Genomic DNA, 26,383 nt, shown 5'->3' on the forward strand with positions numbered 1-26,383 from the left:
AGAGCCGCTGCCAGCCCCCGGAGCGGTGCTGTGGAATGAGGCGTACCGATGCACGAGATGTCGATCGCGGCGGCCGTCGTCGAGCAGGTGGCCAAGGTGGCGGCCGACCGTGGGGCGACGGGCGTGACGACCGTACGGCTCGATGTCGGCGAACTCGCCGGGGTGGTCCCCGGGGCGTTGGACTTCTGCTTCGCACTGGCCTGCCAGGGGACGCTCCTTGAGGGTGCGTCGCTCCTCGCCCGGACCGTTCCGGCGCGGGCGCGGTGCGATCCGTGCGATGTCGATTGGCATCCGGGCATGCCGCCGGACCTGATCTGTCCGCAGTGCGGCGGGGCACGGGCGGAGTTGTTGTCCGGGCGTGAGCTCCAGATCCGCGATGTGGAGTGGGCCGACGGTCCGCTGCCCGCCCACCACTGACGAGGAAGGCGAAACCCATGTGCCGTGCGACCGATCTCCGTCAGGCGGTCCTCGCCAGGAACGACGCCAGCGCCGAGGCCCTGCGGGCGGAACTGGCGGGGCGTGGCGCCATCGCGGTGAACCTGCTGTCCAGTCCCGGCAGCGGGAAGACGGCACTGTTGGAATCCGAACTGGCCCTGGCCCGCGAGCGCGGGGTTCCGGTCGCCGCGTTGACGGCGGACCTGGCCACCGACAACGACGCGGCGCGGCTGGCCCGTGCGGGCGTGCCGGTCCAGCAGGTCCTGACCGATGGTCTGTGCCATCTGGAAGCGGTGATGCTGCGGGGCTACCTCGCCGGCTGGCTGCCCGCTGACACCCGGCTCCTGTTCCTGGAGAACGTGGGCAATCTGGTGTGCCCGGCCGCCTATGACCTCGGCGAGTCACTGCGGGTGACGCTGGCGTCGGTGACCGAGGGCGAGGACAAGCCGCTCAAGTACCCCGGCGCGTTCGGGCTGGCCCATCTGGTGGTGGTCACCAAGGCGGACATCGCCGCCGCGGTGGACTTCGACGAGGAGGCGTTCCTGCGGAACGTGGCCCGGGTCAATCCCGGGGTGGAAGTGGTCTTCACCTCGGCCCGCAGCGGTCAGGGCGTCGGCATCCTGCTGGAACGGGCGCTGGCCGTACGGGACGGTGCACGGGTGCACCGTCCCGTGATGGCCCGCACCCCTGCCCACGACCACCTCCACTCCCCCGCGGACGACCACCTCCACTCCCCTGCGGGCGCCCCTGCCGTACCGAGCCCGGAACACCAACACGCGCACGACCACGAGCACGACCGTGAGCACGGGGCGTTGCCCCACACCCACGGTGCTCCCCACCACGATCACGACCCGCTCCCCCAGGCGCACCGGGGTGAGTGTCCGAGCGTGGACCGGTGGTGATCCACCCCGCACCGAGCGCCGTCCCCCTGCGCCGCAGGGTCACCGTCCGGGGCCAGGTCCAAGGAGTGGGCTTCCGGCCGTTCGTCTTCACGCTCGCCTCCGAACTCGGGCTCTGCGGGCAGGTGACCAACACCGGCGAAGGAGTGCTCGCAGAGGTGGAAGGCGCTCCGGACGCGGTGGAAGCCTTCTGTCAACGGATTGCGATCGACGCGCCGGCACTGGCCGAGGTGGTGTCCGTACGGCACGAGAGCGTTGCGGCGACCGGTGCCGCGGGCTTCTCGATCGCGCCTTCCCTCCCCGGGCTGCGCACCGGCCGCAGTCTGATCCCCCCTGACACCGCAACCTGTGCGCAGTGCCTGGCCGAACTCCTCGATCCCGCCGACCGCCGCTACCGGCATCCCTTCATCACCTGTACGGGGTGCGGCCCGCGCTTCACCATCGTCACCGCGCTGCCCTATGACCGTCCCGCCACCACCATGGCGGGCTTCCCGATGTGCGGGCAGTGCGCGCGGGAGTACCGCGACCCCGGTGACCGGCGATTCCACGCCCAGCCGATCTCCTGTCATGACTGCGGTCCCCGGCTCTCGCTGATCACACCGGGGGCGGTCCCCCTCGACGGCGATGCGGCACTGGTCGGGGCACGACGGCTGTTGGCGCAGGGGGCCGTCCTGGCCGTGAAGGGCATCGGCGGCTACCACCTGGCGTGCGACGCGGAGAACGTGGAGGCCATCGGCCGGTTGCGTCGGCGCAAGAACCGGGGGGCGAAGCCGTTCGCCCTGATGGCGGCCGACCTCGGCCACCTCGAACCGTACGTCAGCGTCGATCCGGCCGAACGGGCGCTCTTGACCTCCCCACAGCGACCGATCGTCCTTCTCCGCCGCCGGCCTGACGAGGGCGTTCGGAATGTCACCGTCTCAGGGGCCCTGGCAGCGGCGTTGGAGGCCGTGGCGCCGCGCGGTCCCGACCTCGGGGTGATGCTGCCGTACGCCCCGGTGCACCATCTGCTCTTCGGGCTTCCCGGCGATCCGCCCGGACCGCGGATGCTGGTGATGACCAGTGCCAACCGCGGCGGCGAACCCATCGTCACCGATGACCGGGAAGCGCTCGAACGACTGGCGCCGCTGGTGGACGGCTGGTTGGCGCACGACCGTCCCATCCACGTGCCCTGCGACGACTCGGTGGTGCGGATCGTCGACGGGGAGCCGTTGCCGTTGCGCCGCTCCCGTGGTTTCGTGCCCGCCCCCGTCCCCCTTCCCCTGGCGGTCGAGCCGGTCCTCGCGGTGGGCGGCGATCTGAAGAACGCGCTCGCCGTCGCCGAGGGCCGCTCGGCCTGGTTGTCCGGGCACATCGGCGATATGGACGACCTTGCGACGCTGGCCGCCTTCGACCGGGCCGTGGACCATCTCGTCACGGTCACCGGTGTGGTGCCCAGCCGTGTGGCGGCGGACCGTCACCCCGGCTATCGCTCGGTGAAGCGGGCCCGCCACCTCGCCCATGAGGGGCGGGTGCTGCCCGTACAGCACCATCACGCGCACATCGCGTCCGCCATGGCGGAGAACGGTCTGGACGGGACACGTCCGGTGATCGGCGTCGCCTTCGACGGCACCGGCTACGGGGACGAGGGCGCGGTCTGGGGCGGCGAGGTGTTGGTGGCCGACTACGCGGGCCACCGGCGGTTCGGTCAACTGCGTTATGTGTCACTGCCCGGAGGGGATGCCGCGGTGGCCCGCCCGTACCGGATGGCGTTGGCCCACCTCCGGGCCGCGGGCATCGAGTGGACCCCCGACCTGGCCTGTGTGGCCGCCTGTCCCGAAGACGAACGCAGGGTTCTCACGCAGCAGTTGGAGACCGGAGTGGGGTGTGTTCCCACCTCCAGCATGGGGCGCCTCTTCGACGCCGTCTCCTCCCTCGCGGGCGTCTGCCACCGGGTCGACTACGAGGCACAGGCGGCCGTCGAATGGGAGGGCGCGGCCCACGCCCACGGGCCGGCGGATGGCTATCGCTTCGCCATGGCGCTCGACGGCGGACGGTGGATCGCCGATCCGGCACCCGTGCTCGGTGACATCGTGGCCGATCTGCGGGCCGGTGTGGGAACGGGTCTGGTGGCGGCCCGTTTCCACACCTCGGTGGTGGAGTTGGTCAGGGAGCTCTGCGCCAGGGCGCGCGAGGCGCACGGTCTGGAGACGGTCGCCCTCACGGGCGGTGTCTTCGGCAACGCCCTGCTGCTGTCGGCGTGCGTACGGGGGTTGGCGGCGGACGGATTCACGGTGCTGCGGCACCGGTTGGTGCCGCCCAATGACGGCGGACTCGCGCTCGGCCAACTGATGGTCGCCGCGCGGACCGCGAACTGAGAGGAGTCAGCCCCATGTGCCTGGCGGTGCCCGGCAGGGTGATCGAGATCGCCGAGCAGGACGGTACGCGGATGGCCGTCGTGGATTTCGGCGGAGTGGTGAAGGACGTGTGCTTGGAGTACCTGCCGGACCTGGAGGTGGGTGAGTACGCCATCGTGCACGTCGGATTCGCACTCCAGCGGCTGGATGAGGATTCGGCGCGCAAGACCCTGGAGCTCTTCGCCGAACTCGGTCTGCTCCAGGAGGAGTTCGGCGATCCGTGGGAAGCGGCGGCCGGCGAAACGACGCCGTGGGAGGCGGAGCGATGAAGTATCTGGAGGAGTTCCAGGATCCGGAGTTGGCACGCGGTTTGCTGGAGGACATCCGGGCCACAGTCACCCGCCCGTGGGCCCTGATGGAGGTGTGCGGAGGGCAGACCCACACCATCATCCGACATGCCATCGACCAACTTCTGCCCGATGGGGTGGAGTTGATCCAAGGGCCCGGTTGCCCGGTCTGTGTGACGCCGTTGGAGGTCATCGACAAGGCGTTGGAGATCGCCTCGCGTCCGGGAGTGATCTTCTGTTCCTTCGGTGACATGCTGCGCGTGCCCGGCACCGGACGCGATCTGTTCCGGGTGCGCAGCGAGGGCGGCGACGTCCGGGTGGTGTACTCGCCCCTGGACGCCCTGCGGATCGCCCGGGAGAACCCGGACCGCGAGGTGGTGTTCTTCGGCATCGGGTTCGAAACCACCGCTCCGCCCAATGCGATGGCCGTCCATCAGGCCCGAAAACACGGCGTGCGCAACTTCAGCATGCTCGTCTCCCACGTGCGCGTACCACCGGCCATCGAGGCCATCATGACCTCGCCGGACTGTCGGGTGCAGGGCTTCCTCGCGGCCGGTCATGTGTGCAGTGTGATGGGCATGGGCGAGTACCCCGAGTTGGCGGCGCGTCACCGGGTGCCCATCGTCGTGACCGGCTTCGAGCCGCTCGACATCCTGGAGGGCATCCGGCGCACGGTGAAGCAGTTGGAACGCGGTGAACACACCGTCGACAACGCCTATCCACGGGCGGTGCAACCAGAGGGCAACCCGGCGGCCCGGGCGATGCTGGAGGACGTCTTCGAGGTCACCGACCGTGCCTGGCGCGGCATCGGCACCATTCCCCTCAGCGGCTGGCGGCTCTCGCCCCGCTACCGGGAGCACGACGCGGAGCACCGCTTCGACGTCGTCGACATCGCCACGCTGGAGCCGGCCGAGTGCCGGAGCGGCGAGGTGCTCCAAGGGCTGTTGAAACCGCACGAGTGCGAGGTCTTCGGGACGACCTGCACGCCCCGCACACCGCTCGGGGCCACCATGGTCTCCAGCGAGGGGGCCTGCGCCGCCTACTACCTCTACCGGCGGCTGGGCAACCCGGCAACCCGATTGGAGGCGAACCCCGTTGGCTAGCACCGAAGCGCCCGCCGAACTGGACTTCGCGGGCTGGACCTGTCCCCTGCCGCTCAGGGACCATCCGCGGGTGGTGATGGGGCACGGCGGAGGCGGCGCACTGTCGGCCGAGTTGGTGGAGCACGTCTTCGTCCCCGCGTACGGGGGGCAGACTCTCGCCGACCTCGGTGACAGTGCCGTCGTCACCCTGGGTGGGGCCCGGCTGGCGTTCTCCACGGACTCGTTCGTGGTCCGGCCGCTGTTCTTCCCCGGTGGGAGCATCGGCGACCTCGCGGTCAACGGGACGGTCAACGACCTGGCGATGAGCGGCGCCCGGCCCGCCTATCTGTCCTGCGGCTTCATCCTGGAAGAAGGGGTGGAGATGGAGTTGGTCGGCAGGGTGGCCCGGGCGCTCGGGGACGCGGCCCGAGCGGCGGACGTCCGGGTGGTGACCGGTGACACCAAAGTCGTGGAGTCCGGTCACGGAGACGGCATCTACATCAACACCTCCGGCATCGGACTGATCCCGCCCGGGGTGGACATCCGACCGCAACGCGCGGCACCGGGCGACGTCGTGATCGTCAGCGGTGAGATCGGGCTCCACGGCGTTGCGATCATGAGCGTGCGCGAGGGGCTGGAGTTCGGGGTGGAGATCGCCAGTGACTGCGCCGCCCTCGGCGGACTGGTCGAAGCCATGTTGGCCGTCACGCCGGACATCCACGTACTGCGCGATCCCACCCGCGGCGGACTGGCGGCGTCCCTCCACGAGATCGCCACCGCGGCCGGCGTCGGCGTGCGCATCGAGGAACGCGCCGTGCCGGTACCGCCTCAAGTCGCCAACGCCTGCGCGATCCTGGGGCTCGATCCGCTGTACGTCGCCAATGAGGGCAAGCTCGTGGCCTTCGTACCCCGCGAGGAGGCGGATGCGGTGCTCGCCGCCATGCGGGCCCACCCCCTCGGCGGGGGTGCCACGGTGATCGGCGAGTGCGTGAGCGAGCATCCGGGGATGGTGGTCGCCCGGACGGGGTTCGGCGGCACCCGGGTCGTCGACCTGCCGTTGGGCGAGCAGTTGCCGCGCATCTGCTGAGGTCGGACGGCTGCTCGGTACGGGGAGTTCCCGAGGCATCGGGGGCTCCCCGTGGCACGACCGCCCGGAGCACGGCGCCGGCGCAGGAGGGTGGTCGCCCCGTGCCGGGCGGATCCCGTACGCGGATACTCCCAAGGCAGCGTGAACCGGGTCCCCGGGGGCAGATGCGGGCCAGGAGCGATCTTGGAACGCCGTACCGGGGAGATGAGGGCACCGATGACGACATTCGCGCGCCGGCCGAGAACGGCTCGACGCAGACCGGTCTTCAGCATGCGCCAGACGGTCCTGGCGTTCGGGGTCGCAGCCGTCCTGATCTGTGCCGCCGGGCTTCTACTCAAGGCGGTGTGGGAGGCGTCGGGCCGACACGGGATGTACTGGCCCTCGGTCTTCGCCGCGGCGGTCGTGTGGGGGGCGCTGTGGCTGCGCTCCCCACGCCGGGCCCGCACCGCGTCTCGTCGCCGGCGGGCGTCCTTCGCCGAGGAACCGACCCTGCCGGTGGGTCCGGAGTTCTCCACGGCCGAAGTCGACGGGCTACCGGAGCCGATGTCGTACGAGCCCGAGATCCGGTCGCCGCAAGCGGAGCCGTCGGACTTCGCGGCCATGGACCCGGCGGCCTTCGAGGTCGCCGTCGGCGCTCTGTGCGAACGCGCGGGATGTGTGGACATCGAGGTCACGGGGGGCGCGGGAGACCTGGGAGCCGATGTGCTGGCCACCGCCCCTGACGGCCGGCGCATGGTGATCCAGTGCAAGCGCTACGGCCCGGCGAACAAGGTCGGCTCGCAGGACATGCAGCGGTTCGGCGGCACCTGCTTCTCCGTCCACGGGGCTCAGATCGCCGCGGTCGTGACCACCGGTGAGTTCACCGCGCCCGCCCGGGAGTACGCCGAGCAGTGCGGCATCGTCTGCTTCGACCACGAGGCACTCACAGCCTGGGCGGACGGAACGGGCCCGGCACCGTGGGAGGCCCCGGGCGGGGAGGCGACCGCGCGGAGCACGGCGGGGTGCGCGGAGGGCTGAGCTGCGGGGAGGGCTGAGCTGTGGGGAGGGACAGAAGCAACAGCCCTCAACCCAGAAAGCTCAGCCGCACCTGTCGTCGCGGGTTGTCCTTGTTGGTGTCCGCCAACCTCCGCAAAGACAACCCCAGGCTACCCGGATTGCGACACGCACCAGTCCCCTGCAGCCGGACGAACACCGCACGCAGCCGACTGGTGTTGTTGTGCACCGCGCCATGGCCCCCTCTTTGTACTGGTCTCTCGGCGGGTTCGTTCTCCCGTGGAAGCCAAGCCTGGTAGACGTCCCTGACCATGTCACCCGGACGATCGCCAGGTCGCCCCGGGCCGGAAGCCCGCCAAACGCGCTGCTGAAGGAGGGGAATCGGCCGAGCGAAGGTCCGGTCCGTCAGCTCACGGTCCTGCGAGAGGACGGGTGGCGGCATTGACGATCATCATGAGTACTCATCCCAGGTGCCGCCGTCAGGAGCAACCAAAGGGCCTGCCTGACTATCGGCACCACAACGGACCCGCCAGGCGGCATCCTTCATGACTGCGCGCCGAAACCTCGGGGTCAACGCGTCAGTACGAGCCCGCATCCGTACGCACGCCCACGGCCCACGCCGTCGGAGAGCGCGGTGACGAACACACCCGGATCAGCCACGGTCAGCGTGCCTCGTACCTCGGCGCGTGCGATCCGCACGGCCCGGTCTGGATCGGCGCTGGAGGCCAGGGGCAGCGAACGCACGGACAGAGCGTCCGGGTCCGTGATTGCTCCCACTCTTCCCGGGGTCTCTCCATGCCCGAAGTGATGCGTGCACCACTTCCTTATGCCGGCCTGAGTGGTGTGCGCCACCCGCTTGCCCCGGACCGGTTCCCCGTCGGGCCCGGTCCGGGGTCGACTGTAGGTGGGGTTGACCACTGCCCGGAAGCCGACCGTGTCACCAGTCCGGAACGTCCGATCAACGGTGATGAGCTGCGGGGTGTCCCGAAGTGCGCCCTTCGGGACGTGTGCCCAGTCCGCCGTGACCCTCGACTGGACGACCAGGACGAGTGCCGCCGCTTTGAGGTCGACGGTCCAGGTCGACAACACGCCCATCTGGGCGCGTGCGTCGGGGCTGCCGTTGTCAACCCACCCTTTGAACCCGCTCATGACCGTCCGGTGCATCTCCTGAGCGTCGATCAGGGACTTGGCCACGTAGGGGTGACGCGCATCCAGTGTCAGAACGGAGTGGGTGGCGACGAATCGGGCAGGCGCCGTCGATGTCGTGCGGCTCTGCTGCGGGGAATCACTCACGGGATGATCTCTTCCCACTCGGTGGCATTCGGGTCGAGGGTGATCCGCCGACGGACCTCCCAGCGGGTGGTGTGCTCGGGCCCCATCGCGTGGAAGCCCACCGGCTGGTCCCGCACAGACGTGGCACCCGGTTCCCCGGGCGGTACCTGGATCCATGCCCAAAGCCGGCGCCCTGTGTCCGCCGTGCCGTCCGGACCCGGCAGGAGCGAACGGGTGCGGAAGACGGTCACCGCGTCGCCCGGGACGACCCCGAGGGACAGGGTGCCGGTCGGCGGGCAGGACTTGCGGCCCAACCACAACAGCCGACGGGGGTGCTCCAGCGCCTCTCCCACGGATTCCAGGAACCGCCGGTCCTCGTGCTGGAGCCCCACGAGGAAGGTGGCGTCCGCGAGGTACCACCGCTCGGTGATGAGGGCGGAACGCTGTAGCTCGCGTGAGACCAGCGTGCCCGAGACGGGGTCGGCCGCGATCTTCTTGGGTGCGCCATACCAGCCGCTGAGCGCGTGGTCGCCGAACCTGTCCCCTGTGGCCGTGTCGAGGGAGGCCGATACGGCGGCGGCCCGCCGGTGGTCCGTGACGATGTCGCGTGGGCCCAACGGATACCGCCCGGCACCCACGGTGTGGTAGTCCCGTACGGGCACACCCGGGTGGTCGGCGCGTACGGCGAAGACTGTGGCGGCCAGCTCCCCGAAGATCGTGTGTGCCGTCCCCCGCCCCTCCCGGGATGGTTCGGCTTCCTCGGACGGCATGTCCCTCGGCAGCCCGAGCGCCGCGGCGCACATCCCGATGACAGCCGACTTCGTGGGGCGCGCGTGCGAGTCACGGCGCGGCGCGAATCGAGAGGCCACTCCCCAAGACTGGAGGGGCGCCGCCAGTCTGAGGAGCAGGACGTGGCTCACGCGAGCAGGCCCTCGATCGAGTCCACCCGGGTGCCGTCCGGCACGCCGGACTCGTCGAGCAGGGCGTCGATCTCGGCGTCGTAGGTGAGCAGGCGCGCCGTACGGATGTCCGTCCTTCGCCGGCTGACGAAGGCGTGGTGCCGGAGCAGCCGCGCCACGCCCGCAGGCCCGGCCGGGCCCTCTCCGTCCTTGTACCGGGGGTCCTCGATCACTGGCCGTTGGAAGGCGGAAGCATAGTTGTACGGGCGGTCGCCCTCGAAGGCCAGCACAAGGGCGGGCAGCGATCCGGTGGAGGCGGTGGAGTTCTTCTTCGCCTCGGGGAAGGCGTCGACGAACGCGTTGACGAACTCCTGCTCGGCCGCGACCGCCGCCTCGTCCGCCTCGGTCTCGGTCATGCCGGCCGCGCGCAGGTTGGCCCTCAGCTGGTGACGGTCCAGCACGGAGTGCCGGTAGAAGGTGCCGGAGATGAGCGACTGGTACCCCGTCATGCCCGCGCCCCCGTTGTCCGCGGCGTCCAGGAAGTCCAGTGCGTTGCGTTTCCGCTCCAGCTTGACGTCGTCGGCGGCGGCGTAGAAGTCGTCGACCTGTTCCGCTTCATGGATGGTGAACGCGTGTGCGCTCTGCACGGCGCCGTCGACGTTGGGCGAATCGGCGATCTCCGCGAGGAATCTCCCGTACAGCGCGATGTCGATGGCGTCACGGGGTGCCAGCGCGGTGAGCACCGCGGCCCGGGACTCCTTTGGCAGCGGCGGCAGATCCGTGCTCTCCACGCGCCCGCCGTCCGCTCCGCCGGCCGACTCGGCGTCGTCGGATGTCCTACGTGTGCCCCGCTTCGGCTTGGCCGCCGCCTTCTGCGCCGCGAGGTACGTCTCCCGCCAGCCGGACAGCTCTACGGCATTCTCCGCGATGTGCGCGGCGATCCGCTCACCGGTGTCCGACGGGGCGAACAGGAGCACCTTGGTGAGGTTGGCGACGGTCTTCTTGGCGGGTTCGCCGAACTTCAGCCCGGTGGCCTCCAGCACGGCCCGCGCTGTGGAAACGGCCTCTTCCCGCTCCCAGCCGTGGGCGGTCTCCAGCTCGCGCGCCGCGATGAGGGCCCACTCCCGCGTCCGCATTCCGGTGGTCCGTCCCACGAGGGGGCCGACCCCGGCGTTGGCCCGCTTCCGGGCGTGCATGCGTTCGGCACGCCGCCGGGCCTGGCTGGTGATCATGTGCCGTTCGACCCCTCCGTAAACGATGGATTTCGGCGAATTGTTCTCGTCCCGCACGGGCAGGACGGCGGCAAGCGTCTCCAGAAGGTGGAGGGAAAGGAACTGGCTCCGCGAGGCGGTGCTCTCAGTCACGTGCTGCTGCCTTTCTGCATGGTCCTGTTCCTGGTGTTCCGCGGCTCGTGGAAATCGACCGCCCAGCCGTAGGCGATACGCGCCGTACGGTCACGCCAGCGATCGAGATCCTCGACCAGGCCGGCCCAGGACGGTGGTTGCTGCTCGCACGCACGCAGGCGGGCGACGGTGTGCTGGAGATGCCGGTGGGGGACGCGCCGACTGGATACGATCCGATCGACCAGCCGGATAGCGCCCGGATCGTCTGGCCCGCGCTTCTCCGGGCCTCCGATGCGCCGGGCCGCCGCCCCCAGGCTGCCGCTGCCGCGCATCGGCTTGGACATTCCCCGGTGGTACACGGCGAAGAGGAAGGCCACGTACTCGTAGTTCTCCCGATCCGCTCCCGGCGGCGCGTACCAGCCGGCCCGGATAAGTGTGTTGGTGTGCGCCGTAGGACGCCGCAGGTCCGCGAGGTCGCCGTACCGTCGGCCGCGCACCAGCGAGACCAACCAGTCGGTGAGCAACTCGGGGCCCGTCTCCGGGAGGTCCGGTGACAATTCGTCGGTCATGCTCCTCCGTCCACGAGGGTGGCGAACTCCACGGGTGCACGGGAGCTGCCGAGTTCTTTCCCGAAGCGCGACCGGGCCGCCGCGCGGGCGCGCAGCCCCTGTGCATTCGGCGGCAGCGAATCCAGGCGTTTGTCGAGGAATCCGCGCGCCAGCTCCACGAGCCACTCGGCGTAACCGGGCAGGCAGTCCGCTACCTCGGCTCCGTCCGTGACGTCTTCAAGCAGGGTGTGGTACGGATGCTCGGTCGCCTTCCACTGTTCCCCCCGTGCGTCGAAGCGTGCGATCTGGGCCTTCTTGTCGGCCGGTTTGGGATTCGGGTAGGCGATCTCCCACGCCGCGAACGCAGCCCTGTCGAGGCTGCGGGCGATGTACTCGGCCAGCGCGGAACCCCGTTCCGATGCCAGGTGAAGCTCGGACACCCGTCCCGGCGCGAAGGGCGCCGTACTGGTCACCCAGCAGGTCGCAGCGGTCTTGTTGGCGAGTAGACCGACGGCGAAGAGTTCGAAGGTACGGCTGTCCCTGCCCTGCTCCTTCGGCAGGCGGGCCAACCGTGTGTAGAGTCCGCCAGCTTCCTTCTCCACCGCGGCGTAGAGGGCGTGGGCCTCACGCCAGAGGTCCCGTGTGGGCGAAGGCCACAGGGGCTTGCTCACGCCCGTCCGGGTCTCCGACATGACGGCGTCCTGGAGGTGTAGATCGGGATCGAGGTCGAGCAGTTCGCCCGCGCCGATCAGGACCCGGTCGACGACGGCCCGGTCCCCGTTCGTTCCGGCCTTCGGCCGCAACAGTACCGATCGCCCCAGCGAGCTGTGCAGATCGGCAAATCCCCGCACAGGTCGCGGTGGTGGTTTCGCCGTGAAGTCCCTCCGCCGGATCGGTCCCTCTGTCCAGGTCAGATTGAACACACCCGGATCGTCGGTGGTGGGGGTGAGGTTAAGGCGCAGCGTGTGTCCGAGCGTCCTGCCCAGCGCGAGAACCCTGACGCGGCCACCGAGGCGGCCCGTCGCCAGGTTGGTGACAGCCGGACCGAGCGTCTCCTTGCCGGAGATCCGGGCCCGGCCCGCCAGCCCGAAACAGTGCTGGGTCAGCATGGCCCGGAACGCGGCGGCCGCGGGCAGGGGGGCCTTGTGCTCAAGGTGGTGGTGATCAGCGAACTGGCTGTAGTCACCGGCGCGTTCGATGACGAGCTGCGCCGGCCCGGTTCCATGTTCTGCGAGGAACGGCGCCAGCAGGACGTTCTGTCCCAGGGGCCGCGTCGGATGGAAGAGGTTCCAGTCCTCGTCCGGCTGCCGGTCCAGCCAGGCCGCGACCCCCTCCAGGGAGCATTCCTCCCGCACCCACCGGTCCCACTCCCCCGTACACGACGGATAGGTCCCGGAGGCGTAGCACAGCGCCAGCATGAACTCGACGAAGGCGACCTTCTCGCCCGGGGTGGCCCCGTCCACGTCCCGGAGCGATTCGGCCCGCCGGAACAGATCCCCCAGGTTCAGCTCCGTCACCGTGCCGTCCAACGCCAGCGCGCGAACGCAGTGATGCTCACGGGGATCCCAACAGACGTCGCTGGGCGGCATGTCGGACACTTTTACCGGATCGGCCGGTGCCATGGTGCGAGACCTCGATGCTGTATGGATGATTGACAGGGAGAGACGGCAGCTGGGTATGCAAGAGCCATCCCCGCGGACGCGGGGAGAAGAGGCGGTCGGCTCTGCCGACGCGCGCCCGTTGCGGATCATCCTCGCGGACGCGAGGCATGGGTGGTCAGTGGTCGGCGGCTTCCTGTTATCGTCACTTCGGCGTGGCCTCTTGACCGCCACGACCGGGACGAGCGAGCAGCCTCCCGGCAGCCGCAGTCCCGGCCGTGGCCTGTGACGGTCTCTCCCGGCTCTATTCCGGGAGAGACCTCACAGCTCCGCCAACAGGTGAGCAATCACAGCCGCAACGGCGATCTCGATCACCATCAGGGCCAGGGCGCTCCGATGCTTCCTGCACCACCTCCTCGCCGTGAACAGCGGCCTCGGTCGAGATCGCTGACATTCATTCATGCACGCCCCCTCCTGCGCTCCGTGAGCTGGGGAAGTCCCAGGCCACGGAGCCGCGAGAGGCGAGCTCGACCCCGCCGGGGCCGAAGTTTGGCACAGTTGCGAGGACGGCCGCAAAGCGCGAGCTCAGTCGCCAACACACGCCTGTTGGTTACGGGTTGAGGTGTCAGTGGCCCTCAGACGAGGCCGACGCAACCGAGGCGTCCGGGCTCACGGGACGTCAGCGCTGCGGGCGACGCCGTACGAGGATCGTCAGGGTCGTCCGGGCGTCCCGGCGTCGCTCAGGGTTGCGCGAGGCCACCGAGACGAAGGCGACGCCGAGCACGGTCCCGGTGTAGGTGAAGCCGGTGACGGCTGCCAGGACCGAGGCGTCGACGAGTAGTGCGTGCATGGTGGTTTCCCTCCGGGAAGGGCCGCCCAGGCGGTGTGCCGGGCGGCGGTGGAGCAGTTGTCCTCCGTCCGGTGGGTTTCCTGCGACTTCCTGACAGCTCCGAAGGACGCTGCGAGCCTGGTCAGGACCCGGGAGAATTCCGTCCGGTGACTTGTGGTGAACGTAGGAGGACGGCATGGGCGACGCTGAACGCAAGGTCGCGCTGGGCCGGTTGTCCGGCCTGTTGAAAGGGCTGTACGACGAGGCCAAGAAGGCCAGTCCCACCGGACTCTCCTACCGGCAGGTCGGGATGGCGCTGGGGGTCCGTGGGGACAAGGAACTCGGGTCCTGGAGCTCAAAACTCAGCGCTTGGCTCCAAGGAAGTACCGCGCCCGAAAACCAGGACCTGTTCATGGCCCTGGTGGACCACTTGGAGTCGAAGCTCGATCGCCGCCCGATCCTTCGGGAGACATGGCTCTCCGCCTTCGCCGCAGCGCAGGACGAACGAAAACGCAAAGTGGGCGGCCGACCGCCCAGGGATCCCGGCTCCAGCACCAGCCCCTTCCGCTTTCGCCACACGGCCCGGGACCGGCGCCCTCCCGACCTCGTCGGCCGCGACACGGATCTCGAACGCCTCGCCTCCGTGTTGCGCGCTCGGTCCGTGACGCCGGGGTATCTGAGTCTCGTGGCGCCGGCCTGGGCGGGAAAGAGCGCGTTCCTCGCCTCGTGGGTCACGTCCCATGTGCCGGAGGACACGGACGTCATCGCGTACTTCGTAAGGCAGGGCACCGCGGCGCAGGACTCCGAAGACTTCGTGAGGACCGCAGTGGGCCAACTGGCCCTGTGCGCCGGGAAGAAGGCAGCCCGAGGCCAGGACACACCGGCCGCGCTCCCGGCACTGTACGAGCAGGCGACGGAAAGGAGCGTCGAGCGGGGCCGGAAGCTGCTCCTGGTCATCGACGGGCTGGACGAGGACACCGGGGCGGGGGGTGCGAAGCCCAGCATCGCCTCCCTCCTTCCGCAGCGTCTGTGCACGGGCCTCACCGTGCTGGTCGGTATCCGCCCGTACCCGCCCCTGCCCAGCGATGTCCCCGCGGGCCACCCGCTGCGGAGAGCCGAGCGAATCCCGGGGTTCCGGCCATCCCCCGAGGCCGTCGTACTGCGGGACACCGCCTATGAAGACCTCACCCGGCTGTGCGACGACAAAGCAGGGCCGGGACGGGAGGCCCTCGGGTTCCTGACCGTCGCCAACCGCGGCGGCCTTGGATACGAGGACCTGGCCGACCTCATCGCTACCGGGGGACGCGCCGCGCCGCTCCCCTACGACCTGGAGCGGCTCCTGCGCAATGTGGCCGGGCGCGTGCTCGGGCCGGAGGACCTCGCCCCGGACACGTTCGTCCTGGCGCACTCGACACTGCACAGCACGGCGCAGGGCCTATTCGGGGTGCGCGGACTCGCGGCCCTGACCGCGCGCCTGGACACCTGGGCCGACAACCACCGCGCCCGGGGCTGGCCCGAGACCACCCCCGCGTTTCTACTCCAGCACTATCCCGAACTGGTCCGCTCCCGTGGGGATCTCAAGCGTTTCACCGACTTCACGCTCGATCACCGGCGGCTGCTGCGCCTCGCCGATCTGGGCCGGCCCGATCTCGCGATCACCTCCCTCGAAGAAGTCGTCCAGGCACGGCCGACATCTGCCGCCCTCGCCTCGGCAGCCGCCTCACGGTCCCTGCTGGCCGGCGGTGGCCGACATGTTCCGGTGGAGGTGCTGCGGGCACTGGCCTCGGTCGGCGACATCGCACGGACCCGCTCCCTCGCGCTGTCCGCTCCGGATCCGGCCTCCAGAGCTTTGCGGCTCGTCGAGGCGGTCCCCACCCTGCTCGCGGCGGAGCCACAGCCGGTCGAGGAGGCACGGCGGCTCGCGACGGAAGCCGCCGAGTGGGCGGAGCGGGCCCATTACCAGAACCCGGTGGGAGATCGAGCGGTCGGCCGGGCCGGAATGGTGGTGGCGGAGGTCGCCGTCGCCCTCGCTGCGGCCGGGCTGCCCCGGGACGCGGACCGGTTGCTGAGGTCAGTCGACTTCTGGCGGCGGGACCTGGCTGCCTCGGCGGCCGAGGTCGCCTCCTTGCTCCTCGATTCCGAGCCACACTCCGCGAACGACCTGCTGGACGAACTGCTGCGTGAGGCGGAGTACCAGGAGGAGTCCCCGGAGGGATCACTCTCCTGCGCGAGGGAGATCCGGGCGGCGGTGGCTGCGGCCGATCCCGCGCGGGCGGATGCGCGTCGGCAGCGTCCCGGACAGTTCTCCGCCGATGTCGACGCGGCCGAGCCGGAGCCCGCGCCGCCCCCGACCGACGCCACGGACCGGGTGGAGGACACCGGCGATCCCCTCCCCGAAGCCGACGGACCGAATGAGTACGACGAGCTGTGCGAGGATGCGCGACGGCTGTCGGAACTCGGGGACGCGCCCGGACTCCGTCTCAGGGTCGACCGGTTCATGAAACGGGCCTCCGTTCCCGGTACCCCCGTCGCCTGGCTCTGTCACCTCGGCGAGCATGGCCTCCTGGCGACCGGGTCGCGGGACCCGCTCGTCGCCGTACACGCGTGGGCGTCGGCGTCGGTGGCCTCCTCGCGGTGTCCCGCCTCGGCTCTCCGGTGCGCGGAGACAGCGGCGGAAGCGGCGGGCCGCGCCTCCGGCGACCAGTCGCCCCTGGCGCGAAGTCTCGTCGCTCAGGCCTTCGCCCTGGCGGGAGCCGCCGAGCGGGCACGGGCCTGGGCGGCTCCTGCGGACGACCGCAGACCACTTGGCCGTACCGGAGGCGTGTACCGCCGGACGGCGCTGGCCGTGAAGGCGGTACTGGCCCCGCAGGCCATGGTCACGTCCCCGGGGCCCGTGGCGCACGACGCGTTCACGGCCGACATGTTCGGCGCCCTGGCGGATCACGCCGCCGGCGCTCCGACTGCGGCCCGGCTCGCCGCCCTGGAGAACGCGGCCCGTGCCCGTCTCGGGGCAGAACCTCTGATGCTTGCCGGCCTCGCCGTGCTCCAGGCATCGCTCGGCGACCCGGAACGGGCGTACACGACGATCGCCGACGTCCCGGACTCCGACGCTCGCGGAGTGGCCCTGGCCGCGGTGGCCGGCCATCTGACCGGAACGCCCGTGCTCCTGGACGTGACGGCCGAAGCTGGCGACTGGACGCTGACGATCCTGTGCACCCTCGCCCGCGCTCTGTGCCCCGCGCCGTCGACTGCACACCCCGTCGTACCGGAGATGGTCCGCGAAGCTCTCGGGACCGACACCTGGTACCGCGTCCTGCCGACGCTGGCCCGGGTCGCTCCAGAGGCGGTCGACGCCGTCCTCGGCGTGGTCGAACAGGATCGGCGAAGGCACTGACCCGCGGCGCAACTGGCTCACGCTCCGCCCTGCCAGGGTGAGGAGCAGCCGATTGTGCCCGAGGCGAGGCGCTTGGCCGCCCCGGGCCTTGTCCGCAGCCGTCGTGCGGCCGCCTGATTGCGTCCAGGGCGTACCACTCTTCTTTCTCCCGTATCGCCGAAGCGCAGGAGAATCGACGCCACCAGCAGGGTGCTCTTGAGCTGCTAGATCAACCCAAGTAGCTCGGCCGCACCTGACGGGTGGCATAGTCGTCCGCCAACCTCCGCCAAGACAAAGCCAGTCCATCTGGATGGCAACGCACGCCATTCCAGCCGTGGCCATGACCTCACGGGGTGACCACCACGGCTGAAGCATCCCCTTGGCGCCCTTGCCGGGCCTCGGGGGCATGACGCGGTCCCTCCGGCCCGGGGGAATCCTCAACCCAGAAAGCTCAACCTCACCTGTCGTCGTGGGTTGTCCTTGTTCGTGTCGACCAGGCACACCGATTGCCAGGTGCCGAGTTCGAGTCGGCCGGCGATGACCGGGAGTGTGGCGTGGGGTGGGACGAAGGCCGGGAGGACGTGGTCGCGGCCGTGCCCCGGGGTGCCGTGGCGGTGTTGCCAGCGGTCGTCGGCGGGGAGCAGGGCGTGGAGTGCGGTGAGCAGGTCGTCGTCGCTGCCGGCACCGGTTTCGATGATCGCGATGCCTGTCGTGGCGTGGGGGACGAAGACGTTCAACAGTCCGTCCCTGCCGTGTGCGGCCTCGGCGAGGAACCGCTCGCAGTCCTCGGTCAGATCGGTCACGGTCTCGTCCGAGCCGGTGGTCACGGAGAGCAGCTGGGTGGTGAAGGGTCCGGGCATGGGGTCATCCTCTCGCAGGGCGCGAAGTGTCGTGGGACGGGAAGATCCGCGCGTCCCTCACCGTTGGTAGAAGCGTGAACGACTCTGAGGTGCGGGACGTGGACGTGGTGGTCGTCGGCGCCGGGCAGGCCGGGCTGTCTGCCGCGTACCACCTGCGGCGGGTGGGGCTGGTGCCGGGGCGGGACTTCGTGGTGTTCGACCACGCGCCACGCGCGGGCGGGGCCTGGCAGTTCCGCTGGCCCTCGCTGACCTTCGGCAAGGTGCACGGCATCCACACACTGCCCGGGATGGAGCTGACGGGCGCCGATGACGAGCGGCCGTCGGCGGAGGTGATCGGCGAGTACTTCGCCGCGTACGAGGAGCGCTTTGAACTGGAAGTGCTGCGTCCGGTCGATGTGACCGCCGTGCGCGAGGGCACGGGCGGGCGGCTGCTCGTCGAGACGTCGGCCGGACTTTGGTCGACGCGGGCCCTGATCAACGCGACCGGCACCTGGGACCGGCCGTTCTGGCCGCGCTACCCGGGGCAGGAGGACTTTGAGGGGCGCCAGCTCCACACCGCGCAGTACCGGGGGCCGCAGGAGTTCGCCGGGCGGCGGGTCATCGTGGTCGGCGGCGGCGCTTCGGGGACCCAGCACCTGATGGAGATCGCCCCGTTCGCCGCGGAGACGACCTGGGTGACCCGGCGGCCACCGGTCTTCGTCGACGCGCCGTTCGACGAGGATCGCGGTCGGGCCGTGGTGTCCCTGGTCGAGGAGCGGGTGCGCCGGGGGCTGCCGCCGCAGAGCGTGGTGTCCGTGACCGGACTTCCGGTGACCGAGGCGGTGCGGCGGGCGCGGGAGCAGGGGGTGCTCGATCGGCTGCCGATGTTCGACCGGATCACCCCGACCGGGGCCGAGTGGGACGACGGAACGAGCGTCACCGCGGACGTCATCCTCTGGGCGACCGGCTTCCGCGCCGCCATCGACCATCTCGCTCCGCTGAAGCTGCGGGAGACGGGCGGCGGCATCCAGATGGCCGGGACCCGTACTGTGCGGGACGCACGGGTCCATCTGGTGGGTTACGGACCGTCCGCGTCGACGGTGGGGGCCAACCGGGCCGGGCGGGCCGCGGTCCGGGAGATCCGCCGACTGTTGGCGCAGGAACCCGCGCTCGTCTAGGAGGGGCCGGCCGGCCTCCCGGCCGATGTGCCGCCTGTGCCGGAGATGCCGATCGTCACTGCGGAATCGATGCCGTCGCCCGTGGGTCCCGGTCGCTCGAAGCGTGGACGGGCGCCGCCGCCTCCGCGTCCCTGCGGACCAGTGCGGTGTACCGGCCGTTCTGGGCGAGCAACTCGTCGTGCGTACCGCGCTCGGCTATCCGCCCCGATTCCAGGACGACGATCTCGTCCGCGTCGCGCACGGTGGAGAGTCGATGGGCGATGGTGATGGTCGTGCGTCCGTGGGAGAGCGCGTCGATCGCCTGTTGGACGGCCTGTTCCGTACGGGTGTCGAGGGCGCTGGTGGCCTCGTCGAGGATGAGGACCGGCGGATCGCGCAGGATCGTGCGGGCGATGGCCAGGCGCTGCTTCTCACCCCCCGAGAACCGGTAGCCGCGCTCCCCCACCAGGGTGTTGTAGCCCTCGGGCAGGGAGGCGATGTGGTCGTGGATCTGCGCGGCCCGTGCGGCTGCTTCCAGTTCCGCATCGGTGGCGTCCGGTTTGGCGAAGCGCAGGTTGTCCCCGACGGACGCGTGGAAGAGATACGTCTCCTGGGAGACGACTCCCACGGCGCGGGCGAGCGTGTCGAAGTCGAGGTCGCGCACGTCGACGCCGTCGATCGTGACCCGGCCGCCGGTGACGTCGTAGAGCCTGGGCACCAGATAGCTGAGCGTGGACTTGCCCGAGCCGGTGGAGCCGACGACGGCGAGGGTGCCCCCCGCGGGAACCGTGACGTCGAGGGTGTCCAGGGTGGGGCGTGCCTGCTCGCGGTCGTAGCGGAAGGTGACGCCGTCGAAGCGGACCTCGCCCCGGATCGGGTCGAGTCGGACCGGCTCGGCGGGTTCGGTGATGTCGACGGGCAGATCGAGGTACTCGAAGATGCGCTGGAAGAGCGCCAGCGAGGTCTGCATGTCCACGCCCGTGGAGAGCAGGCTCACCGCGGGGCGGAACAGCCCCTGTTGCAAGGAGACGAAGGCGACGAGCGTGCCGATGGAGATCGCGGGTCCGCCGCCCTGGATGGCGATGCCCGCCGTCCAGTAGATGACCGCGGGCATGGCCGCCATGACGATGCCGATGATGGCCAGCCGCCAGCGGCCGGCCATGCTGGAGCGCACTTCGAGATCGACGAGCCGCTCGGACTCACTGGCGAACGAGTCGGTGAGCGAGTCGGCACGGCCCATCGTCCGCCCGAGCAGGATGCCGCTGACCGAGAGGGATTCGGTGACGGTCGCGGCCATGGCCGCCATCTGCTTCTGCCGTTGGGTCGTGACCTTCTTCCGCTCCCGGCCCACGCGTCGGCTGATCGCGACGAAGACGGGCAGCAGGAGCAGGGTCACGATCGTCAGCCGCCAGTCGAGGGCGAGCATGGCGATGACGGTGGCGATGACGGCGGTGAGGTTGGAGACCAGCGAGGTCGCGGTGGAGGTCACCGTGGCCTGCATCCCGCCGATGTCGTTGGCGATCCGGGACTGGACCTCGCCGGTGCGGGTCCTGGTGAAGAAGGCGAGCGGCATCCGCTGGAGCTGGGTGTAGACGGCCGTACGCAGATCGTGCATGACGCGCTGGCCGACGGTGGTGGAGATCAACGTCTGGAGCACGCCGAAGACGCTCGTCATCACCGCGGAGGCGATCATTCCCAGCGCCAGCAGGGACAGCAGTCCGGTGCGGCCTTCGGGGATGGCGGTGTCGAGGATCTCCCGCAGCATGAACGGGGAGGCGACGGAGACGAGGGACGCAGCGCCCACCAGCAGGCCGACGATCGCCAGCCGGCCGCGGTAGGGCCGGAACAGGCGCAGGATGCGGCGCACCTGGGCGGGCGGTTGTTCCTCGTTCTTGCCGGTATCGGCCGGCGGGGTCCAGGTCAGGGGTTCGGGGGGGTGCATGGGCTCCTTCGGGGCCGGAGGGGTCGCGGCTGGGCGGGCGGCGCAGCCGTCACACGGTGTGGCCGCGGGCGACGGCCGGCCTCATCGGCGGCGGTCGGCCTGTCGAGCGGCAGGGGTCCGTGTCCGGGCGGTCAGCCCGACGACGAACCGTACGTCGAGTATTTGAGAGCCTAGCTCACTGTTACCTAAGTTCACAATGAACACCATCCTGATATTGTTCCCGTATGAGCTCCCCCGACGTCGACGGTCTCCTGGCCGAGCAGTTGCTGAGGCTGAGCCGACGCCTGCACCGCAGCCAGAAGCGGCAGCTGGAATCGGCGGGCATCGCCATCACTCCAGCCCAGTCCCGACTGCTGCGCACCCTGACGTGCTTCACCGACGCACCGCCCCGGATGGCGGACCTCGCCGCCCGACTTGAGGTGGTTCCCCGTGCCGTGACCAGCCTGGTGGACGGTCTGGAGACGAGCGGCTGCGTCCGCAGGGCGCCCGACCCCGCCAACCGTCGGGTGATCCGGATCGAGCTCACCGACACCGGCCGCAGTGTGCTCAGGACCCTGCGTGACGCCCGGCTGGCGGCGGCCGAGGACATCCTCGCCCCGCTGACCCGTGAGCAGCGCGAAACCTTCGGCGAGCTGCTGTCCTCCCTCGTCGACGGGGTGGCACAGGACTGCTGAGCCGCGCCCTGCACGACCGCACCACCGGGCCGCACGGCGCTTCCTCCGTTCTGGTCCCTGACCTTCTCGCGGTCTCCGGTCCCTGACGTTCTCCGGTCTGCGGCCCCTGACGTTCTCTGATCGTCGCATCGGATCGCCGGCCACCGGGGCGCCGATCCACTCAAGGCCGCCTTAAGACACCTCCGCGACGCTGAAGGCCGTCGCCCGTCGCAGCGGCGCCGTGCGCCCTGGGGCGGGGCAGCGCCCCGGGGCCTGGCACCGACCGCCGAACAGGGCGACACCCAGCGCAATGCCCTGTGAAGTGAACTCGGTGAACGGAGAGAGCATGGCCACGGTTGCGAGCACCACCGTGGGCGAGCGGATCGGGCCCCTGGACCGGCTGCGCGCCCTCCACCGCGACGGGCGGCTCGCCCACGCGTACCCCGAGGTGCCCGGCCTGCTGGCCGAGTTGGCATCGGCGGGAGACCCCTCGGGCGCGCCCGCGCCGGACCTGGTGCGGGCAGGTCAACTGCTGGCCAGACTGAAGCCGGACGAGGTCCTGACCGAGCACCCCGAAACCGCCGCGGTCACCGTCGCGGTCACCGGACACTCCACCCTGAGCGGACTCACCGCGCCCCTGACCGCGGAACTCGCCCGTCATGGACTGCTGCTGCACCAACACGCGGGGGACTTCGGCTCCTGGTTCCGCGACCTCCAGGACACCGGCAGCGAGTTCTACGCGGCGCGGGCGGACCTCGCCCTGTGCATCCTCGACGCACAGGTCGTCTTCGACGAACTGCCGCACCCCTGGCTGGTGGAGGACGTGGAGCGGACCGCCACCGCCAAGCTGGCGCTGATCGGTTCGCTCGCCGAGCGCTATGTCTCCGAGGGCACGGGCACCCTGGTCCTCAACACCCTCCCCCTGCTGCGCACCCATGTCCGTCGGCTGGTCGACGCGCGCTCACGGGCCCGACTGGGTGTGATCTGGCGGGAGTTCAACGCGGGTCTGCTGCGGTTGGCGGTCGACCACGACCGCGTGCATGTCGTGGACCTCGATCCGCTGGTGGCCACCAGCGGCCCGGTGCACGAGCCGAGGCTCGCCGCGTACGCCAAGGTCCTCCTCGGCGACGAACTGCTCGCCGGGTACGCCCGCGAGGTGGGACATCTGGCCCGGGGGCTGCGGGGGCGCACCAAGAAGGTCCTGGTGGTCGATCTCGACAACACCCTGTGGGACGGCATCCTCGGCGACGACGGTCCGGAGGGCATCGCCGCGGCCACCACCTACCGGGGTGAGGCGTTCGGACGGTTCCAGCAGGTCGTGGGGCAGATCGGGGCCCAGGGCGTACTGCTGGCCGTGTGCAGCAAGAACGACCGCGAGCCGGTGCTCCAGGTGCTGCGCGACCATCCCGACATGGCCCTGCGGGAGAAGGACTTCGTACGGGTCAACGCCAACTGGGAGCCCAAGGACGGAAATCTGCTGGAGATCGCGCGCCGGCTGAACCTCGGGGTGGACAGTTTCGTCTTCGCCGACGACTCGCCGTTCGAATGTGGTCTGGTGGCGGGCAGTCTCCCGGGGGTGGCCGTGGTACGACTCGACGAGGAGCCTGCGCTCCACATCGAACGGCTGCTGGCCGACGGCTGGTTCGACGTCCCCGAACTCACCGCCGAGGACCGTGCCCGCGCCGCGCTGTACCGCACCGACGCCGCCCGGCAGGACCTCCAGGAGAGCGCCGGCTCGATGGAGGAGTATCTGGCGGGCCTCGGGGTCCGGGTCTCCCTCTCACCGGTGCGGGAGCACGAGATCGCGAGGGTCTCGCAGGTGACCCTGCGCACCAACCAGTTCAATCTGACCACCGAGCGGCTCCAACAGGCCGACATCCGGGCCCTTCGGGACTCGCCCCAGCACCTGGCGCTGGCGATCCGCTCCGAGGACCGGTTCGGGGACAACGGTCTGGTGGGAGCGGTGCTGGTGAGCGGTATCGGCACGGGCGACGCCTGGCGGATCGACAACATGCTCCTCAGCTGCCGGGTGTTCGCCCGTGGCATCGAGGAGGCGTGCCTCTCTGCGCTCCTCCAGCGAGCCAGGGAGGCCGGTGCGCCGGCCGTTGAGGCCGGTTATCGGCCGACCGCCAAGAACCACCGGGTGCGCGGGCTCTACCCTTCCGTCGGCTTCGCCGAGACGGGAGAGGGCGTGGACGGCACGGTCTCCTTCCGTCATGATCTGGCCGAGGACCAGGTGCCACGGCCGCCGGAGCACGTCCAACTGACCGTGGACGTCTCCGAGCAGTCGACCTGAGAGGCGCATCGATGGCGATTCCTTCGGGCGGACGGCGATCGCTCGGGCGCGGCGCACGGTGGCTCGGACGGTTCCTGATGCGGGGCTTCGCCTCGCTGGCGGCGATGACCGGGACGCTTCCCGCCAACTCCTTCCACGCGGCCTCGCAGGAGTGGACGGCCGAGGACCGTGCGGCGGCGAGCCGCGGTGACGAGCGGGAACAGGCCGCGGCGGCACGGTTAGTGGGGCCACCGCCCGCCCATCCGGAACGGCTGGTGGCGGAGGTGCCGCCGTCCCCGTGCGAACAGGCGCTCTGGGCGCAGTTGGAGGGGCCGGGCCGGCTCCCCTAGGGAGTGTGTCGGGGACGGGTCGCGAACAACGGGCGTCCGAACGAAGTGTGTGCGATGGGCCCGGGACCGTGCTCCACGTCCCGGGCCCATCGGCGTGTGCGCGTACCCGGCGGCCCGAACGGCTCCGTACGGCCACACCCCCGTCGGGTACGTGCACCCGACCGCCGGCCGCGCTTTCTGACTCAGCCATGACATCGGCTCGCCGGGGGCGGCGAGCGATGTCCGCCTCCCCCCAGGGCGATGCAGCCGGTGCGCAAGAGGGCCTTTAGGTCGGGAATCGACGATCGGCGGGACGGGTCGGTTCAACACGATTCACATGGCGTCAAGGCGAGGGGAAGACGGTGGCGGAATTCAGTTCATTCGCGGAGCTGGTGCTGACGCGGTCGGACGAACGGGGTGACGCGGACGCATTCGTGTTCCTCTCGGACGGCGGGCGGGGCACGGAACCCGAGCGACTGCCCTATCTGGAGCTGGACCGCACCGCCAAGGACGTCGCGTCCTGGCTCCAGGAACGCGGGCTGTCCGGGCGCCAGGTCCTGCTCCTCTACCCGTCGGGCCTGGACTTCATCAAGGCGTTCATCGGCTGCCTCTACGCGGGGGCGGTCGCCGTGCCGGCGCCGCTGCCCTCCGAGCAGGGCCAGCACTTCCAGCGGGTGTCCTCGATCGTGCGGGACGCCCGGGTCGGCGCCGTGCTGACCCTGGCGCAGCACGCCCCCGACGTGGAGGCGTGGCTCGCCGCCGAGGGATTCGCCGACGTGGTGACCCTGGCCACCGACCGCGGACCGGTCGGAGACGCGGGCGCCTGGCGCGATCCGCAACTCGGCCGGGACGACCTGGCCTTCCTCCAGTACACCTCGGGGTCCACCAACTCCCCCAAGGGCGTAATGGTCAGCCACGGCAATCTCCTCGCCAACGAGGCGGCCATCGCCCGCGCCGCGCACAACACCCCGGACATGGTGATCGGCGGATGGCTGCCCTTCTACCACGACATGGGTCTGATCGGTCATGTCCTCCAGCCGCTCTGGCTGGGCGCCAAGGCCGTGCTGATGTCCCCGGTGTCCTTCCTGCGCCGGCCGGCCCGCTGGCTTGAGATGATCAGCGACTACGGGGTGCACGGCACCGGTGGCCCCAACTTCGCCTACGACCTGTGCGTCCGCAGGGTCACCGACGCCCAGTTGGAGGGCGTGGACCTCTCGACGCTGCGGACCGCGTGCAACGGCGCCGAGCCGGTGCGCGCCGAGACCCTGAAGGCGTTCTCGGACCGCTTCGCGCCCCACGGCTTCAACCCGGACGCCTTCTTCCCCTGCTACGGCATGGCCGAGACGACCCTGCTGGTGACCGGTACGCCCAAGGACCGCGGCGCACTGCTGCGGGACGTGGACGCCTCCGGGTTGGAGCAGGGGCGCTTGGAGGGCCCGTACCTGGGTGCGCCCGCCAGGACGTTGGTGAGCAGTGGCGTGGCCGCCGCGGAGGACTTCGAGGTGCGCGTGGTCGATCCCGTCAGCCGGGTGGAGCAGCCGGCCGGGCAGGTCGGCGAGATCTGGGTGCGCGGCGCCAGTGTGGCGTCCGGGTACTGGGAGCGTCCCGAGGTCAACACGGAGGTCTTCGGCGCCCGGATCGCGGGCCAGGAGGCGGTCGGGACCTGGCTGCGCACCGGTGACCTCGGAGCGCTGGACGGCGCCGAGCTGTTCGTCACGGGCCGTCTCAAGGAGATGGTCCTCATCAACGGCCGCAACATCTATCCGTACGACGTGGAGAGCGCCGTCCGTGCACTGGATCCGGCCATCGGCGCGGGGGCGGTCTTCGGTGTCGACGCGGGCGGTCAGGAGCATCTGGTGGTGATCCACGAGGTCCGTGCGGCGGCGTTGGGTTCCGATCTGAAGACGCTCGCCACCTCCGTACAGCGCATGATCGGTCAAGAGTTCTCCGTGCCGGCGGGGAACGTGCTGCTGGTGCGTCCGGGCACCGTCCGGCGTACGACGAGCGGCAAGATCCAGCGGACGTTGATGCGGAAGCTGTTCCTCGCCGGCGCGCTGACGCCGCTCCACTTCGTGGTGGAGCCCTCGGTCCGCACCGCCGTGGAGGGGGCGACCGCCGCGTCGACGCCGTCCCTGGTTGCGGTGGGCTGA

The 26,383-nt window shown here is 70.5% G+C and carries 21 protein-coding genes; 13 read left to right on the top strand and 8 right to left on the bottom strand.

The window, feature by feature from the left end:
• Positions 1-48: 48 nt before the first annotated feature.
• From hypA to ABZ348_RS29455, 7 genes are all read left to right on the top strand, one after another.
• Positions 49-417, top strand: a complete 369-nt coding sequence (gene hypA, locus ABZ348_RS29425; RefSeq protein ID WP_358938143.1) for a hydrogenase maturation nickel metallochaperone HypA — start codon at positions 49-51, stop codon at positions 415-417.
• A 17-nt stretch (positions 418-434) separates the two neighbouring features.
• Entirely contained in the window at positions 435-1,337 is a 903-nt protein-coding gene (hypB, locus tag ABZ348_RS29430; RefSeq protein WP_358938145.1) for a hydrogenase nickel incorporation protein HypB, read from the top strand.
• A complete protein-coding gene (gene hypF, locus ABZ348_RS29435) occupies positions 1,337-3,688 on the top strand; it encodes a carbamoyltransferase HypF (protein WP_358938205.1) in 2,352 nt (783 codons plus the stop codon). The genes hypB and hypF overlap by 1 nt, the downstream gene beginning before the upstream one ends.
• 14 nt (positions 3,689-3,702) lie before the next feature.
• On the top strand, positions 3,703-3,996 hold the full coding sequence (locus ABZ348_RS29440; protein WP_358938147.1) for a HypC/HybG/HupF family hydrogenase formation chaperone: 294 nt from the start codon (positions 3,703-3,705) through the stop codon (positions 3,994-3,996).
• Complete coding sequence (hypD, locus tag ABZ348_RS29445) at positions 3,993-5,117, top strand: hydrogenase formation protein HypD (RefSeq protein WP_358938149.1); 1,125 nt, start codon at positions 3,993-3,995, stop codon at positions 5,115-5,117. The genes ABZ348_RS29440 and hypD overlap by 4 nt, the downstream gene beginning before the upstream one ends.
• A gap of 76 nt (positions 5,118-5,193) precedes the next feature.
• Positions 5,194-6,183, top strand: a complete 990-nt coding sequence (hypE, locus tag ABZ348_RS29450; protein ID WP_358938207.1) for a hydrogenase expression/formation protein HypE — start codon at positions 5,194-5,196, stop codon at positions 6,181-6,183.
• 270 nt (positions 6,184-6,453) lie between these two features.
• Complete coding sequence (locus tag ABZ348_RS29455; protein WP_358938151.1) at positions 6,454-7,200, top strand: restriction endonuclease; 747 nt, start codon at positions 6,454-6,456, stop codon at positions 7,198-7,200.
• 546 nt (positions 7,201-7,746) lie between these two features.
• Here ABZ348_RS29455 and cas6e read toward each other — a convergent pair.
• The 6 genes from cas6e to ABZ348_RS29485 form a co-directional block, all read right to left on the bottom strand.
• Positions 7,747-8,469, bottom strand: a complete 723-nt coding sequence (cas6e, locus tag ABZ348_RS29460) for a type I-E CRISPR-associated protein Cas6/Cse3/CasE (RefSeq protein ID WP_358938153.1) — start codon at positions 8,467-8,469, stop codon at positions 7,747-7,749.
• Positions 8,466-9,368, bottom strand: coding sequence for a type I-E CRISPR-associated protein Cas5/CasD (locus ABZ348_RS29465; RefSeq protein ID WP_358938155.1), 903 nt, complete (start codon positions 9,366-9,368; stop codon positions 8,466-8,468). Before ABZ348_RS29465 ends, cas6e begins: the two co-directional genes overlap by 4 nt.
• A complete protein-coding gene (locus ABZ348_RS29470; protein ID WP_358938157.1) occupies positions 9,365-10,711 on the bottom strand; it encodes a type I-E CRISPR-associated protein Cas7/Cse4/CasC in 1,347 nt (448 codons plus the stop codon). Before ABZ348_RS29470 ends, ABZ348_RS29465 begins: the two co-directional genes overlap by 4 nt.
• A complete protein-coding gene (gene casB / locus ABZ348_RS29475) occupies positions 10,708-11,259 on the bottom strand; it encodes a type I-E CRISPR-associated protein Cse2/CasB (RefSeq protein ID WP_358938158.1) in 552 nt (183 codons plus the stop codon). The genes ABZ348_RS29470 and casB overlap by 4 nt, the downstream gene beginning before the upstream one ends.
• Positions 11,256-12,827, bottom strand: coding sequence for a type I-E CRISPR-associated protein Cse1/CasA (locus ABZ348_RS29480; protein WP_358938160.1), 1,572 nt, complete (start codon positions 12,825-12,827; stop codon positions 11,256-11,258). Before ABZ348_RS29480 ends, casB begins: the two co-directional genes overlap by 4 nt.
• A gap of 688 nt (positions 12,828-13,515) precedes the next feature.
• On the bottom strand, positions 13,516-13,686 hold the full coding sequence (locus ABZ348_RS29485) for a hypothetical protein (protein WP_358938162.1): 171 nt from the start codon (positions 13,684-13,686) through the stop codon (positions 13,516-13,518).
• Between the two features lie 175 nt (positions 13,687-13,861).
• Between ABZ348_RS29485 and ABZ348_RS29490 the strand changes: the two genes are divergently transcribed.
• Positions 13,862-17,059: a hypothetical protein gene (locus ABZ348_RS29490; RefSeq protein ID WP_358938164.1), complete on the top strand. Its 3,198-nt coding sequence runs from the start codon at positions 13,862-13,864 to the stop codon at positions 17,057-17,059.
• A gap of 416 nt (positions 17,060-17,475) precedes the next feature.
• Here the strand turns inward: ABZ348_RS29490 and ABZ348_RS29495 are convergent, their stop codons facing one another.
• A complete protein-coding gene (locus ABZ348_RS29495) occupies positions 17,476-17,898 on the bottom strand; it encodes a secondary thiamine-phosphate synthase enzyme YjbQ (RefSeq protein ID WP_358938166.1) in 423 nt (140 codons plus the stop codon).
• Positions 17,899-17,972: 74 nt separating this feature from the next.
• On the opposite strand from ABZ348_RS29495, the gene ABZ348_RS29500 reads away from it, so the two are divergent.
• Positions 17,973-19,055 carry an NAD(P)-binding domain-containing protein gene (locus ABZ348_RS29500; protein ID WP_358938168.1) on the top strand — a complete coding sequence of 361 codons (1,083 nt, stop codon included), beginning with the start codon at positions 17,973-17,975 and terminating at the stop codon, positions 19,053-19,055.
• A gap of 55 nt (positions 19,056-19,110) precedes the next feature.
• Here ABZ348_RS29500 and ABZ348_RS29505 read toward each other — a convergent pair whose 3' ends face one another.
• Positions 19,111-20,976, bottom strand: a complete 1,866-nt coding sequence (locus tag ABZ348_RS29505) for an ABC transporter ATP-binding protein (protein WP_358938170.1) — start codon at positions 20,974-20,976, stop codon at positions 19,111-19,113.
• Between the two features lie 224 nt (positions 20,977-21,200).
• Between ABZ348_RS29505 and ABZ348_RS29510 the strand changes: the two genes are divergently transcribed.
• The 4 genes from ABZ348_RS29510 to ABZ348_RS29525 all read left to right on the top strand — a co-directional run bounded on the left by ABZ348_RS29510 (position 21,201) and on the right by ABZ348_RS29525 (position 26,383).
• Positions 21,201-21,650 carry a MarR family transcriptional regulator gene (locus ABZ348_RS29510; protein ID WP_358938172.1) on the top strand — a complete coding sequence of 150 codons (450 nt, stop codon included), beginning with the start codon at positions 21,201-21,203 and terminating at the stop codon, positions 21,648-21,650.
• Between the two features lie 325 nt (positions 21,651-21,975).
• The gene (locus tag ABZ348_RS29515; protein WP_358938174.1) at positions 21,976-23,925 is read left to right on the top strand and encodes an HAD-IIIC family phosphatase; all 1,950 of its coding nucleotides are present in this window, start codon (positions 21,976-21,978) and stop codon (positions 23,923-23,925) included.
• Between the two features lie 11 nt (positions 23,926-23,936).
• The gene (locus ABZ348_RS29520; protein ID WP_358938176.1) at positions 23,937-24,254 is read left to right on the top strand and encodes a DUF6059 family protein; all 318 of its coding nucleotides are present in this window, start codon (positions 23,937-23,939) and stop codon (positions 24,252-24,254) included.
• A gap of 341 nt (positions 24,255-24,595) precedes the next feature.
• Positions 24,596-26,383, top strand: a complete 1,788-nt coding sequence (locus ABZ348_RS29525; protein WP_358938178.1) for a fatty acyl-AMP ligase — start codon at positions 24,596-24,598, stop codon at positions 26,381-26,383.

It is taken from the genome of Streptomyces sp. NPDC005963 (genome assembly GCF_040638655.1).
Lineage (GTDB): Bacteria > Actinomycetota > Actinomycetes > Streptomycetales > Streptomycetaceae > Streptomyces.

Bases quoted from the DNA above. Each gene is read 5' to 3' on its own strand.
- ABZ348_RS29510 (WP_358938172.1), top strand. From the start codon at position 21,201: ATGAGCTCCCCCGACGTCGACGGTCTCCTGGCCGAGCAGTTGCTGAGG.
- ABZ348_RS29480 (WP_358938160.1), bottom strand. From the start codon at position 12,827: ATGCCGCCCAGCGACGTCTGTTGGGATCCCCGTGAGCATCACTGCGTT.
- ABZ348_RS29485 (WP_358938162.1), bottom strand. From the start codon at position 13,686: ATGCACGCACTACTCGTCGACGCCTCGGTCCTGGCAGCCGTCACCGGC.
- ABZ348_RS29495 (WP_358938166.1), bottom strand. From the start codon at position 17,898: ATGCCCGGACCCTTCACCACCCAGCTGCTCTCCGTGACCACCGGCTCG.
- ABZ348_RS29505 (WP_358938170.1), bottom strand. From the start codon at position 20,976: ATGCACCCCCCCGAACCCCTGACCTGGACCCCGCCGGCCGATACCGGC.
- hypA (WP_358938143.1), top strand. From the start codon at position 49: ATGCACGAGATGTCGATCGCGGCGGCCGTCGTCGAGCAGGTGGCCAAG.
- ABZ348_RS29515 (WP_358938174.1), top strand. From the start codon at position 21,976: ATGGCCACGGTTGCGAGCACCACCGTGGGCGAGCGGATCGGGCCCCTG.
- casB (WP_358938158.1), bottom strand. From the start codon at position 11,259: ATGACCGACGAATTGTCACCGGACCTCCCGGAGACGGGCCCCGAGTTG.
- hypB (WP_358938145.1), top strand. From the start codon at position 435: ATGTGCCGTGCGACCGATCTCCGTCAGGCGGTCCTCGCCAGGAACGAC.
- ABZ348_RS29455 (WP_358938151.1), top strand. From the start codon at position 6,454: ATGCGCCAGACGGTCCTGGCGTTCGGGGTCGCAGCCGTCCTGATCTGT.
- hypD (WP_358938149.1), top strand. From the start codon at position 3,993: ATGAAGTATCTGGAGGAGTTCCAGGATCCGGAGTTGGCACGCGGTTTG.
- ABZ348_RS29490 (WP_358938164.1), top strand. From the start codon at position 13,862: ATGGGCGACGCTGAACGCAAGGTCGCGCTGGGCCGGTTGTCCGGCCTG.
- ABZ348_RS29440 (WP_358938147.1), top strand. From the start codon at position 3,703: ATGTGCCTGGCGGTGCCCGGCAGGGTGATCGAGATCGCCGAGCAGGAC.
- hypE (WP_358938207.1), top strand. From the start codon at position 5,194: ATGGGGCACGGCGGAGGCGGCGCACTGTCGGCCGAGTTGGTGGAGCAC.
- ABZ348_RS29520 (WP_358938176.1), top strand. From the start codon at position 23,937: ATGGCGATTCCTTCGGGCGGACGGCGATCGCTCGGGCGCGGCGCACGG.